This is a genomic window from Cellulomonas sp. P5_C6 (genome assembly GCF_054049635.1).
Window position 1 is genome coordinate 1 of sequence record NZ_JBFULZ010000109.1, and the last position, 13,398, is coordinate 13,398.

Annotated in this window: 11 protein-coding genes; 10 read left to right on the top strand and 1 reads right to left on the bottom strand. The window is 73.8% G+C overall.

The genetic code is table 11. From position 1 onward, the window contains the following. Positions 1–10 precede the first annotated feature (10 nt). The 10 genes from ACXJKG_RS13075 to ACXJKG_RS13120 all read left to right on the top strand — a co-directional run bounded on the left by ACXJKG_RS13075 (position 11) and on the right by ACXJKG_RS13120 (position 12,057). Positions 11–988 (top strand): Rossmann-like and DUF2520 domain-containing protein, encoded by a 978-nt coding sequence (locus ACXJKG_RS13075; protein WP_456846199.1) that lies wholly within the window; start codon positions 11–13, stop codon positions 986–988. Then, complete coding sequence (panC, locus tag ACXJKG_RS13080) at positions 985–1,890, top strand: pantoate--beta-alanine ligase (RefSeq protein WP_456846190.1); 906 nt, start codon at positions 985–987, stop codon at positions 1,888–1,890. Before ACXJKG_RS13075 ends, panC begins: the two co-directional genes overlap by 4 nt. 11 nt (positions 1,891–1,901) lie before the next feature. Continuing rightward, complete coding sequence (panD, locus tag ACXJKG_RS13085; RefSeq protein WP_456846200.1) at positions 1,902–2,321, top strand: aspartate 1-decarboxylase; 420 nt, start codon at positions 1,902–1,904, stop codon at positions 2,319–2,321. Then, positions 2,318–4,045 (top strand): L-aspartate oxidase, encoded by a 1,728-nt coding sequence (locus ACXJKG_RS13090; protein ID WP_456846191.1) that lies wholly within the window; start codon positions 2,318–2,320, stop codon positions 4,043–4,045. The genes panD and ACXJKG_RS13090 overlap by 4 nt, the downstream gene beginning before the upstream one ends. After that, positions 4,042–4,491 (top strand): N-acetyltransferase family protein, encoded by a 450-nt coding sequence (locus tag ACXJKG_RS13095; protein WP_456846192.1) that lies wholly within the window; start codon positions 4,042–4,044, stop codon positions 4,489–4,491. The genes ACXJKG_RS13090 and ACXJKG_RS13095 overlap by 4 nt, the downstream gene beginning before the upstream one ends. Before the next feature lie 179 nt (positions 4,492–4,670). Next, entirely contained in the window at positions 4,671–8,960 is a 4,290-nt protein-coding gene (locus ACXJKG_RS13100; RefSeq protein ID WP_456846193.1) for an endo-1,4-beta-xylanase, read from the top strand. A 73-nt stretch (positions 8,961–9,033) separates the two neighbouring features. Beyond that, complete coding sequence (nadC, locus tag ACXJKG_RS13105) at positions 9,034–9,933, top strand: carboxylating nicotinate-nucleotide diphosphorylase (RefSeq protein WP_456846194.1); 900 nt, start codon at positions 9,034–9,036, stop codon at positions 9,931–9,933. 9 nt (positions 9,934–9,942) lie between these two features. Further along, the gene (gene lysS / locus ACXJKG_RS13110) at positions 9,943–11,463 is read left to right on the top strand and encodes a lysine--tRNA ligase (RefSeq protein WP_456846195.1); all 1,521 of its coding nucleotides are present in this window, start codon (positions 9,943–9,945) and stop codon (positions 11,461–11,463) included. Next, positions 11,460–11,657 carry a hypothetical protein gene (locus ACXJKG_RS13115; protein ID WP_456846196.1) on the top strand — a complete coding sequence of 66 codons (198 nt, stop codon included), beginning with the start codon at positions 11,460–11,462 and terminating at the stop codon, positions 11,655–11,657. The genes lysS and ACXJKG_RS13115 overlap by 4 nt, the downstream gene beginning before the upstream one ends. A 67-nt stretch (positions 11,658–11,724) precedes the next feature. Beyond that, entirely contained in the window at positions 11,725–12,057 is a 333-nt protein-coding gene (locus tag ACXJKG_RS13120) for a histone-like nucleoid-structuring protein Lsr2 (RefSeq protein ID WP_456846197.1), read from the top strand. A 63-nt stretch (positions 12,058–12,120) separates the two neighbouring features. Here ACXJKG_RS13120 and ACXJKG_RS13125 read toward each other — a convergent pair. Continuing rightward, positions 12,121–13,398 (bottom strand): FGGY family carbohydrate kinase (locus ACXJKG_RS13125; protein ID WP_456846198.1); only part of this gene is annotated, 1,278 nt, incomplete at its 5' end.

A 13,398-nucleotide genomic window follows, 5' to 3' on the forward strand; every position in this document is an offset into this window, starting at 1 on the left:
GAGCGGGCGCGTGACCCCACCGGACCCGGCCTCGCGTCCGGGCCGGCTCGGCGTCGGTGTCGTCGGCACCGGCCGCGTCGGCGCCGTGCTGGGCAGCGCCCTGCGGGCGGCCGGCCACCCGGTGGTCGCGGTCTCGGCCATCTCGGAGGCGTCCCGCGACCGGGCGGCCGCGCTGCTGCCGGGCGTGCCGGTGCTCGACATCCCGGAGGTGGTCCGCCGCGCCGAGCTGGTGCTGCTCACGGTGCCGGACGACGCGCTGCCCGACCTGGTGCGGGGGCTCGCGGACCTGGGCGCCTGGCAGGTCGGCCAGATCGTGGTGCACACGTCGGGAAGGTTCGGCGTGGACGTCCTGGCGCCGGCCCGGGCCGCGGGAGTGATCCCGCTCGCGCTGCACCCCGCGATGACGTTCACGGGGACGTCGCTGGACCTCGCGCGCCTGGTCGGCTGCTCGTTCGCGGTCACCGCGCCGGGGCCGGTGCTCCCCATCGGTCAGGCGCTGGTGGTCGAGGTCGGCGGCGAACCGGTCGTGCTCGCGGAGGAGGCCCGCGGGCTCTACCACGCGGCCCTCGCGCACGGGGCGAACCACCTGGTCGTGCTCGTCGCGCAGGCGGCGCAGGCGCTGGCCGCCGCGGGCGTCGCGGACCCCGGTCGCATGCTCACGCCGCTGCTCGAGGCGGCGCTCGACGGGGCGCTGCGCGCGGAGTCGGCGGGCGGGTCCGGCGCGATCACGGCGCTCACCGGCCCGGTGCGCCGGGGCGACGCGGGCACCGTCCGCGAGCACGGTGTGGCGCTCACCACGTTCGCTGCCAGCACGGGGGCGGTCGACGTCGTCGCGGGATACCGTGCCCTGGCGCGCTCCGCGACGGGCCGCGCGCTCGCGGCGGGGCTGATCTCCTCGACGGCGGCACAGCAGCTGCTGGACGGCATCAACGAGGACGCCGGGACGTTGCACGTGGACGACGGGCCGAGCTCGCAGGAGGACGAATGACCACGCAGACGACGACGCCGACGCTCGTGCACACGCGCGGCGCGCTGGCCGCGGCGCTCGCGGTGCAGGACGTGCAGGCCGTCCCGCGCACCGAGGGCCGCTCCGGCACGGCCCACACGGCCCGCCCGTACCGCCGCGCGGTCGTGATGACCATGGGTGCCCTGCACGCCGGTCACCTGTCGCTGGTCGCGCGGGCGCGCGAGCTGGCCGACGCCGTCGTCGTGACGATCTTCGTCAACCCGCTGCAGTTCTCGCCGTCCGAGGACCTCGCCCGCTACCCCCGGGACCTGGAGCGCGACCTCGCGCTGCTGTCCGGCCCGGGCCTGCTCGGCCCCGACGACATCGTGTTCGCCCCCGGGCCCGAGGTCGTGTACCCCGACGGCGACCCGATCGTGCGCGTGAGCGCGGGAGCGATCGGCGACGTGCTGGAGGGCGCCAGCCGGCCTGGTCACCTCGACGGCGTGCTCACGGTCGTCCTCAAGCTCCTGCAMCTGACGAAGCCCGAGGTCGCGCTGTTCGGCGCCAAGGACGCGCAGCAGCTGGCCGCGGTGCGCCGGATGGTCCGCGACCTCGACGTGCCGGTGACGGTGGTGGGCGCGCCGATCGTGCGCGACGACGACGGCATCGCGTTGTCCAGCCGCAACGCCTACCTCAGCGACGACGAGCGGCGCCGCGCGCTCGGGCTGTCGCGTGCCGTGCGGGCGACCGGCAGTGCCGACGAGATCCGCGCAGCCGCCCGTCGGCAGCTCGCGGGGCTGGACGTCGACTACGTGGCGCTGGTGGATCCCGAGACGTTCGCGGAGGTCCCGTCCGGCTTCGTCGGCGACGCCCTGCTGCTCGTCGCGGCGACCGTGGGCAGCACGCGGCTCATCGACAATGCGATCGTGGAGGTGGGCGCGTGAGCACCCGCACGATGATGACCGGCAAGATCCACCGCGCGACCGTCACGCAGGCCGACCTGCACTACGTCGGCTCGGTCACGGTCGACCTCGACCTGCTCGAGGCCRCGGACATCCTGCCCGGGCAGCAGGTGGACGTCGTCGACGTCACCAACGGCGCGCGGCTGACCACCTACGCGATCCCCGGCGAGCGCGGCGACGGCCAGGTCTGCATCAACGGCGCGGCCGCGCACCTGGTGCACCCGGGCGACGTCGTCATCCTCATCGCGTACGGGCAGCTGGCCGACTCCGAGGCCCGTGCCTACGAGCCCCGCGTCGTCCTGGTGGACGCCGACAACCGCATCGTGGCGCTGGGCGACGACCCCGGTCAGGTCCCCGACGGCTGGGCGGACCTGCAGCCGAGCGGCATCCCGTTCGCGACGGCMCGCCGGTGACGGCGGTCGAGGTCGCAGAGCCGATCACCACGACCCGACTGGCCACCCGCCTCGCGGCGCCCGAGCCGGGCTGGATCGTCGAGGCGGACGCGGTCGTCGTCGGCTCGGGGATCGCCGGCCTGACCGCCGCGCTCGAGCTGCGCACCCGTGTGCCGCGCGTGCTGCTGGTCACCAAGGACACGCTCGCGTCGGGGTCGACCGTGTGGGCGCAGGGTGGCATCGCGGCGGCGCTGGACCCGTCGGACTCCCCGGCCGCGCACCTGCAGGACACGCTGGTCGCCGGCGTGGGGCTGTGCGACCCGCGGGCGGTCGAGGTGCTGGTCACCGAGGGGCCGGCCCGGGTGCGCGAGCTGGTGGCCCGCGGTGCGGTGTTCGACACCACCCCCGACGGCTCCATCTCGCTGACGCGCGAGGGCGGCCACCACGCCGACCGCATCGTGCACGCCGGCGGCGACGCCACGGGTGCGGAGGTCTCCCGGGCGCTGGTCGCACAGATCGAGGCGGTCCGCGACGACCCGGGAATCGAGGTCATCGAGCACGCCCTGGTCCTCGACGTGCTCACCGGTCCGTCGGGGCCGGACGGCCGGCCCGGCCGGGCGTGCGGCGTGACGCTCCACGTGATCGGCGAGGGTCAGCGCGACGGCGTCGGGGCCGCGCTCGGTCGCGCGGTCGTGCTGGCCACCGGGGGGATCGGCCAGGTGTTCCGTTCGTCCACCAACCCGGCGCAGGCGACGGGCGACGGGATCGCCGCGGCGCTGCGCGCGGGCGCGAAGCTGGGCGACGTGGAGTTCGTGCAGTTCCACCCGACCGTGCTCTGGCTCGGCGCGGGCGTGAAGGGGCAGCTGACCCTGGTGTCGGAGGCGGTGCGCGGCGAGGGTGCGCTGCTGCTGGACACCGACGGGGTCCGGTTCATGCCCGACGTGCACCCGATGGCCGAGCTGGCGCCCCGGGACGTCGTGGCGCACGCGATCGTGAACCGCATGACGTCGACGGGGTCGGACCACGTCTGGCTCGACGCCCGGCACCTGGGCGCCGACTTCCTGCGCCGACGGTTCCCGACGATCAACGAGCGGCTGCTCGAGCACGGCATCGACATGACGACGGACCTGGTGCCGGTGGCCCCCGCGCAGCACTACCACTCGGGCGGCGTCGTGACGGACCTGGTCGGGCGCACCAGCCTGCCCGGCCTGTACGCGGTCGGGGAGGTGGCCTGCACCGGCGTGCACGGTGCCAACCGCCTGGCGTCGAACTCGCTGCTCGAGGGCCTGGTCTTCGCCACGCGGGCCGCCCGGCACATCGCCGCGCAGGTCAAGGCCGGGGCGCTCACCCCGCTCGCCCCCGTGGTCCGCGAGGGCGACGAGGCGCTCGTCGCCGCCGCCTCCCGCGCACGCGTGCAGCGGATCGCCTCGGACGGGCCCGGGCCGCTGCGGTCGGGCGACGGGCTGCGCCGCGCGGCGACCGCGCTCGCGAGGGTGCCCACCGATGCCCACCTGCGCACCGACGAGGGGCGGCGGCTCGCCGCGCCCCAGGTGGCGGAGTGGGAGACCACCAACGTGCACCAGGTGGCGACGGTCCTGACCGCCGCGGCGCTGGAGCGCGAGGAGAGCCGCGGGGGTCACGCGCGCAGCGACTTCCCGCGGACCGAGCCGGCGTGGCGGGTGCGCCTCGAGGCGTCGCTCGACGCCGACGGCGTCCTGGTGACCCGGCGCGTCCCGCTGACGTGAGCGCCGTCGCGCTACGCGTGGCGGTCCGGGCGGACCTCGACCGGATCGTCGAGCTGCTCGTCGACGACGCGATCGCGGCCGGCCGGACCCGGGGTCTCGGCGCCGGGCAGCTCGACGCCTTCGAGGCGATCGAGGCCGACCCGAACAACGAGCTCGTGGTCGCGGAGCTGGACGGCGCCGTGGTCGGCGTCATGCAGCTCACGTACATCCCGGGGCTCTCGCGCAACGGCGCGACGCGGCTGCTCGTCGAGGCCGTGCGCGTGGACTCGACGCTGCGGGGCCGCGGCATCGGGCGCTCGATGATGCTCTGGGCGCAGGACCGCGGGCGCAGTCGGGGCTGCGCGCTCGCGCAGCTCACGTCGGACAAGCGCCGGGCCGACGCCCACCGGTTCTACCGGTCCCTCGGCTACGAGCAGTCTCACGAGGGGTTCAAGCTCGTCCTCTGAGGGGAGATTCTCCGCGACGCGCGACACTTTCGAGCGTCAGAGCGATATCTGCCGAAGTTTCGATACCCCAAACTCTTGGATCGGCCCGCCTGGGGTCCCTAGCCTCTGCCCAGGACAACCGGACGGCCGACGACTCGAGCACACGTGGACAGCGGCCGGACTCAGCGCAAAGGAGCGCCATGAGGCAGGCACGTCAGCCGCGCACGCGGTTCGAAACTATCGGGGTCTTCGTGACGGCGCTGGCGTTCGGCCTCGTGCCCGCGGCGATCGTCGGCACGGGCACGCCGGCCGACGCGGCCGACACCACGCTCGTCTCCACCGACTTCTCGGACGGGACGACCGGGGACTGGGTCCAGAGCGGCGGGCCGGCCCTGACGGTGGTCGACGTCGACGGCGGCAAGGCGCTGCAGGTGGCCGGCCGGGCGAACGACTACGACGGCATCCAGACGCCCGCCGGGCTCCTCGCCGGCGTCGAGCCGGGCACCGTGCTCACGCTGTCGATGAAGGCGCGCCTGGCGCCCGGCACGGCCGGCTCGGCGGGCGTGCGGCTCGTCGTGAAGCCCGCGTACTCCTGGGTGGGCAACACGACGATGACCGCCGACGCGTGGACGACGGTGACCGGCACGTACACGGTGCCCGCGGACGCGGTCCCGGCGGACCTCCAGGTCTACATCGGCTCGGACGCCCTCACCGGCGGCCCGGCCGGGGCCTACACCTACCTGGTCGACGACCTGCACATCACCGGTGGCTCCGGCGGCACGGACCCGGGCGAGACGCCCGACGTGGTGCCTGGCGGCGCCGTCAACCCCACGACGACGCCCGTGACCACGGCGCAGGGCAGCGGCAACCGGGCCGCCCTGACGTTCGACGACGGCCCCAACGGCGCCGACACGATCGCGCTGCTCGACTTCCTCAAGTCCAAGGGGCTGCACGCCACGTTCTGCGTCATCGGCCAGAACATCACCGCGTCCGGCGGCGCCGCCGTGCTGCAGCGGATCGTGGCCGACGGCCACACGCTGTGCAACCACGGCACCACGTACGCCGACCTCGGCGGCTCGATGACGCAGGCGCAGGTCGAGGCCGACCTGGCCGCCAACCTCACCACCATCCGCACCGCGCTCGGCAACCCGAACGCCCAGGTGCCCTTCTTCCGCGCGCCCAACGGCTCGTGGACGACGGCCAACGAGAACGCGGCGGTCGCCCTCGGGATGCAGCCGCTCGCCGTGGTCAACCTCATCAACGACTGGGAGACGCAGGACGAGGCGACGCTGACCACCCGGCTGCGGGCATCGATGACGAGCGGCGAGATCGTGCTCATGCACGACGGCGGCGGCTCGCGCGCCGGCACGGTCGCGGCGGCGAAGACGGTCATCCAGGAGCGCCTCGACGCCGGGTGGACGTTCACCCTGCCGTCGGTGACCGTGGCGCCGAGCCAGCCGGCCGGCTCCGAGGTGCTGAGCGCCGACTTCGAGGACGGCCTGCAGGGCTGGGCGCCGCGCGCGACCGGCACCGGCCAGGGCACGCTCGACGTGACGACGGACGACGCCCACGGTGCCGCGCAGTCCGCGCGGATCACGCAGCGGACCTCGCAGGGGCACGGCATCGGCCACGACGTGACGGGCATCCTGCTCACGGGCACCAGCTACGACGTCTCGGCGTGGGTCCGGTTCGCCCCGGGCCAGCCGACCGACGACGTCTGGCTGAGCATGGCCCGGACGGTCGGCGGGACCACGTCCTACGACACGGTCAAGCAGTTCACGGGCATGTCGAACAGCGAGTGGGTGCACGTCACGGCGACCTTCCGGATGGCCGCCGCGGACTCGGCCCTGCTGTACTTCGAGACCGCGTACAAGAACGGGGACACGGGCAACACGTCCGACTTCCTGGTCGACGACATCTCGGTGCGGGTCCAGGACTCGCTCGTCGTGCAGGACCTGACGCCGATCAAGGACACGGTCCCGTTCCCGTTCGGCGTCGCCATCGACAGCCGTGAGGAGGCGGGGTCGGCGGCGCAGCTGCTGCTCAAGCACGCCGACCAGGTCACCTCCGAGAACTACATGAAGCCGGAGGCCTGGTACGACGCGGACAAGACGTTCCGGCCGAGCCCCGAGGCCGACCAGATCATGACGTTCGCGCAGGACAACGACCTGCGCGTCTACGGGCACACGCTGGTGTGGCACAGCCAGACGCCGGCCTGGTTCTTCCAGGACGACGCGGGCAACCCCCTCACCTCGAGCGCGGCCGACCAGCAGGTCCTCAAGGACCGGATGCGCACGCACATCGTCAGCGTGGCGCGGTACCTGAGCGACACCTACGGGAAGTTCGGCAGCGCCACCAACCCGCTGGTCTCGTTCGACGTGGTCAACGAGGTGGTCAGCGACGGGGCGGACTACGCCGACGGTCTGCGCCGCAGCGAGTGGTACCGGATCCTGGGCGAGCAGTACATCGACCTGGCGTTCGAGTACGCGGACGAGGCGTTCAACGGCGACTACGCCGCGCCGGGCGCCGACCACCCGGTCACCCTGTTCATCAACGACTACAACACCGAGCAGGCCGGCAAGCAGGCCCGCCTGCACGCGCTGGTCGAGCGGCTGCTGGCCCGCCACGTGCCGGTCGACGGCGTGGGTCACCAGTTCCACGTGAGCCTCGCGATGCCGGTGCAGGCGCTCGACGACGCCCTGACGGCGTTCGAGGACCTGCCGGTCGTGCAGGCCGTCACCGAGTTCGACGTCACCACCGGCAACCCCGTCACGGACGGCAAGCTCATCGAGCAGGGCTACTACTACCGGGACGCCTTCCGGGCCTTCCGGGCGCACGCCGAGAGCCTCTTCTCGGTGACGGTGTGGGGCCTGACGGACGGCCGCAGCTGGCGCAACAGCTCGGGCGCGCCGCTGGTCTTCGACGACACCCTGACGGCCAAGCCGGCCTACTACGGCATCGTCGACGGCGACCTGCCGGCCCGCCAGCGCGACGCCCTGGTGTTCGCCGAGGACGTCCCGCTCGAGGCGGACGCCGCGTCGGACGTGCGCTGGTCGCAGCTCCCGCTGCACGCGATCGAGGACTCGGCCGCGTTCCAGCTCCGCTGGGCGCCGGACCACCTGACGGCGTACGTGCAGGTCGACGACGCCACGGTCGAGCCGACCGACGGGGTCGAGCTCGCCTACGGCGGCCGGACCGTGCGGTTCGGCCGCGACGGGACGGGCGACGTCGACGGCGTCGTGACCGAGGGTGCCGGCGGCTACGCGGTCGTCGTGCACCTGCCGCTGGAGACGCCGGTCGCCGAGGGCGGGACCCTGCCGTTCGACGTCCGCGTCACCGACGGCACGGGCACGGTCGCCTGGAACACGCCGGGCGCGACGGGCACGCTGACGTTCGTCGAGCCGCTCTCGACCACGCAGATCGCCGAGGCCCCCACGGCCCCGAGCATCGACGGTGCCGAGGACGACCTGTGGGCCGACGCCGGCACGGTGCGGACCGACAAGCAGACCAACGGGACCGGCGGCGCCCTCGCCGACGTCCGGACGCTGTGGCGGGACAACACGCTCTACGTCCTCGCCGACGTGACCGACCCCGACGTGGACCTCACGGGCTCCGACCCGTGGACCCAGGACTCCGTCGAGATCTACGTCGACCCCGGCAACCACAAGAACGGCTCGTACCGCTACGACGACACGCAGATCCGGATCAACGCCGACAACGTCGTCTCGTTCGGCACCGGCGACGAGGCGTTCCAGCAGAACCGCCTGGTCAGCGCCACCCGTCGCACCGCCACCGGGTACGTCGTGGAGGCCTCGATCAGCCTGCTGGAGGACGGTGGGCTCGGCAGCTTCCAGGGCGTCGACTTCCAGGTCAACGACGCGAGCGGCGGTGCCCGCGCGTCCATCCACAACTGGGCGGACCCGACCGGGCTCGGCTACCAGAGCACGTCGCGGTGGGGGGTCGCGCAGCTCGTCGAGGGGACCGGCACCGAGGAGCCGGGTGCGACGCCGACCATCGTCCTCTCGTCCGGGTCCGTCGCGGCGGGCGGCAGCCTGCCGGTCGCGCTGACCGGCTTCGCGCCGGGCTCGGTGGTCGACGTGGCGCTGACCGACGGGCTCGTCGGCACCGCCTCGGGCGGCGCGGGCCGGCTCTCGGCGGGGGTCCTCGCGGCGGCGCCCAGCACCTCGCTGGGGACGATCACCGTGGACGGCTCCGGCTCGGGCAGCGCGGTGCTGGTGGTTCCCGGAGCCACGCAGCCGGGGGTCTACCGGCTCACGGGCTCGGTCCAGGGCGCCGAGCTCGCCAGCGCCAACCTCACGGTCCTGGCCGCGGCGCCCGCCGCGGCCGGCGATCCCGCCGCTGCCCCGGCAGCGGGTGGGCTCGCGAGCACCGGTGCGGCAGTCGGGGGGCTGCTGGCGGCCGCCGTGGCGCTCGTGGTCGCCGGCTCCGTCCTGGTGCGTCGTCGCCGGCGCGCGGGAGCTGCCGGCTGACACCGGGGGCGGTCCCGGGGAGGGGGTCTCCCCGGGACCGCACCCACGTCCGTCCGCCCGGTACCGTGACGCCGTGACCGAGCCCGGACTGGACCCCGCGTGGATCGCCCGCATCGTCGCCACCGCCCTCGACGAGGACCTCGGCCCGGAACCGGGGCGAGACGTCACCACGCAGTCGACCATCGCGCCGTCCGCGGCGGGCACCGCCGACCTGGTCGCGCGGCAGGACGGCGTCGTCGCCGGGCTCGTGGTCGTGCCGGAGGTCGTCGGGCAGGTCGCGGAGAGGCTCGGGCTGCCGGCGCCGTCGGTCGACCAGCGCGTCCCGGACGGCTCCCGGGTGGCCCGCGGGGACGTTCTGGCGGTGCTGCGCGGGCCGGTGCAGGTCCTGCTCGTCGCCGAGCGCACGCTGCTCAACCTGGCCTCCCGGGCGTCCGGCGTCGCCACCCACACGCGCCGCTGGGCCGACGCCCTGGACGGCACGGGCGCGCAGGTGCTCGACACCCGCAAGACCACGCCCGGCCTGCGCGCGCTCGAGAAGTACGCCGTGCGCTGCGGCGGCGGCACCAACAAGCGCATGGGCCTGTACGACGTCGCGATGGTCAAGGACAACCACGTCGTCGCGGCGGGGTCCGTCTCGGCGGCGGTCGAGGCGGTGCGGTCGCGCTTCCCGGACGTGACCATCCAGGTCGAGGCGGACACCCTGGACCAGGCGCTCGAGGCCGTCGCGGCCGGGGCCCGGTTCCTGCTGCTCGACAACATGCCGACGCCGCTGCTGGCGCAGGTCGTGGCGGCCGTGCGCGCGGTGGACGCCGGCGTCGAGCTCGAGGCGACGGGCAACCTCACGCTCGAGCGCGCCCGCGAGGTCGCGTCGACGGGGGTCGACTACCTGTCCGTGGGTGGCCTCACGCACTCGTCGCCGATCCTCGACCTGGCCCTCGACCTCGAGCCGGAGCACACAGGGACCCGCCGGTAAGATCGTCCGGTGAGCGAGACCCCCCTAAGCGCCCTTCCAGCCGACGACGCCCCCGAGCAGATCCGGGTCCGCCGCGAGAAGCGGGAGCGGCTCCTGGCGGCCGGTGTCGAGGTCTACCCGGTCGGCGTGCCGCGCACCCACACGATCGCGCAGGTGCGCGCGGAGCACCCGGACCTCGAGGCGGGCCAGGAGACGGACGACGAGGTCGGCGTGGCCGGTCGCGTGGTGTTCGTCCGCATCGGCGGGAAGCTCTGCTTCGCCACGCTGCAAGACGGCGAGGGCAACCGGCTGCAGGCGATGTTCAGCCTCGACGCCGTGGGCGCGGACCGGCTGGCGGCGTTCAAGACGGACGTCGACCTGGGCGACCACCTGTTCGTGCACGGCCGGGTGATCAGCTCGCGCCGCGGCGAGCTGTCGGTGCTCGCCGACTCGTGGCAGCTCGCCGCCAAGTCGCTACGGCCGCTGCCCAACCTCTTCGACGGCGCCGAGCTCTCCGAGGAGGCCCGGGTCCGCCAGCGGTACGTCGACCTCATCGTCCGCCCCGCCGCCCGCGAGACCGCCCGCCAGCGGCCCGCGCTGATGCGGTCGCTGCGGGACAACTTCCACCGGCGCGACTTCATCGAGATCGAGACGCCGATGCTGCAGACGCAGCCCGGTGGTGCCACCGCGCGGCCGTTCACCACGCACATGAACGCCTTCGACATCGAGCTCTACATGCGGATCGCCCCCGAGCTGTTCCTCAAGCGGGCGCTGGTCGGCGGCATCGAGCGGGTGTTCGAGATCAACCGCAACTTCCGCAACGAGGGCGCCGACTCCACGCACTCGCCCGAGTTCGCGATGCTCGAGGCGTACGAGTCCTACGGCGACTACGACACGATGGCGGCCCTGACCCGCGACCTCGTGCAGACGGCGGCCAAGGACGTGCTGGGCACCACGGTGGTCACCCTGCCCGACGGCGAGGAGTACGAGCTCGGCGGCGAGTGGGCGGAGCTGACGATGTACGGCTCGCTGTCGGAGTCGCTGGGTGAGGACATCACCCCGGAGACGTCGCTCGACGCCCTCAAGGCGCTCGCCGCCCGACTCGCGGTCGAGTACGACCCCAAGCGCGTGAGCCACGGAAAGCTGGTCGAGCTGCTCTGGGAGCACCGCGTGGGCGACCACTTGTTCGAGCCCACATTCGTGCGGGATTTCCCCGTCGAGACGAGCCCACTGACGCGCGATCACCGAAGCATCCCCGGCGTCGTCGAGAAGTGGGACCTCTATGTGCGCGGCTTCGAGCTGGCGACGGCGTATTCCGAGCTTGTCGATCCCGTGATCCAGCGCAAGCGCTTCGAGGCGCAGGCGTTGCTCGCGGCGGCCGGAGACGACGAGGCGATGCGCGTCGATGAGGATTTTCTCACCGCCGTGGAGTACGCGCTGCCGCCCGCCGGCGGCCTCGGGCTCGGTATCGACCGACTTCTCATGGCGCTCACCGGCCTGGGAATCCGCGAGACGATCCTGTTCCCGCTGGTGAAGCCGCTGAGCTCATGAATCCCCTGTTCACGGCCCTGGCGGCGCTGCTCCCGTCCATCGGCGTCGGCCTGTTGTTCTGGTTCGCCATCCGCGCGCTGGTCAATGCCGACCGCACGGAACGTCAGGCAATGGCCAGAATGGACGCCGCCGAACGCGCCGCAGAAGTCGCTGCCACGCGCAACAATAAAGAGGAAACGCCGCCGACCGTTTGACGCCCTAATGTGCCGATGCGATAGTGAACGCGACAGCATTCATCACATCTGCCATACGGAGCGAGCAATGGCACAGAAGGTCCAGGTCCTGCTGGTCGACGACATCGACGGCGGAACCGCCGACGAGACGGTGACTTTTGGTCTCGACGGCGTCACCTATGAGATCGACCTGACGTCCACGCACGCAGGGGAGCTGCGCGACGCATTTGCGCAGTGGGTGGGCCACGCACGCAAGGTCGGCGGTCGCACGACGACGAAGTCAGCCGCCCCCCGCGGCCGACGCACGTCGTCGGGCGATGCGCAGGCGATCCGCGAGTGGGCGAAGGAGCACGGGCACCAGGTGTCCGAGCGCGGACGCATCTCCGCGGAGGTCAAGGCCGCGTACGACGCGGCGCACTGATCCCGCACGCACGAGAGCCCGGCCCCCGTCAGGGAGCCGGGCTCTCGCTCTGTCTCAGAGGTCTCAGGCCGGGCGGACCCCGGTGAGCTCGCGGACCGCCGCGTACTGCTCACGGACCAGCGGCACGGGGTCGCCGCGGAACACGGTGGCCTCGCCCGCGGCGCTCCAGGACGGCGGGGTCGCCGCACCCGAGAGCACCCAGGCGGCCTGCCGGGCGGCACCGTCGGCCACGTACTCGCCGGGAGTCGGCACGCGCACGTCGAGGCCGAGCACCGACGGGGCGATCGCGCGGACCGCGGCCGACTGCGCCCCGCCGCCGATGAGGAAGAGCCGCTCGACCGCGACGCCCTGCGCCCGCAGCGCGTCGATGCCGTCGGCGAGCGCGCAGAGCATGCCCTCGACCGCGGCGCGTGCCAGGTGCGCGGGGGTGGTGTTGGCCAGCCGCAGGCCGTGCAGCGCCCCCGTGGCGTCGGGCTTGTTGGGGGTCCGCTCGCCCTCGAGGTAGGGCACCAGCACGAGGCCGTCGGCGCCGGCGGGTGCGGACAGGGCGAGTGCCGACAGACCCGCGTGGTCGACGCCGAGCATGCGCGCGGCCGCGTCGAGCACCCGGGAGGCGTTCAGCGTGCACGCGAGCGGCAGGAAGGCGCCGGTGGCGTCGGCGAACCCGGTCACCAGGCCCGAGCCGTCCGCCGTCGCCGAGGAGGCGATCGCGGAGACGACGCCGGACGTGCCGATCGAGACGGCGACGTCGCCCGGCTGCAGCCCGAGGGCCAGCGCGGCGGCGGCGTTGTCCCCGGCGCCGGGCCCCAGGAGGGCGCCGCCGGCCGTACGGGACCCCGACTGGTTCGGACCGAGCACGCGCGGCACGAGGGCGTCGTGACCGAGCGCGAGCTCGAGCAGGTCGTGCCGGTAGTCGTCGGTGGCGGGGGACCAGTAGCCCGTGCCTGAGGCGTCGGACCGGTCGGTGACCAGCGCGTCGAGGCCCGTGGCGCCCGCGAGCCGCCAGGTGAGCCAGTCGTGGGGGAGGGCGACGGCGGCGACGCGGGCGGCGTTCTCGGGCTCGGCGTCGCGCAGCCAGCGCAGCTTGGTCACCGTGAGCGACGCGACGGGCACGGAGCCGACGGCGTCGGCCCACGCCTGCGGGCCGCCCAGCTCGTCGATCAGGTCCAGCGCCGCGGGGGCGGAGCGGGTGTCGTTCCAGAGGAGCGCGTCACGGACGACCTCGCCGCGCTCGTCGAGCGCGACCATCCCGTGCTGCTGGCCGCCGACCGAGATCGCCTCGACGTCGTCGAGCCCTCCGGCGCTGACGATCGCGCTCTGCAGCGCGTCCCACCAGTACCA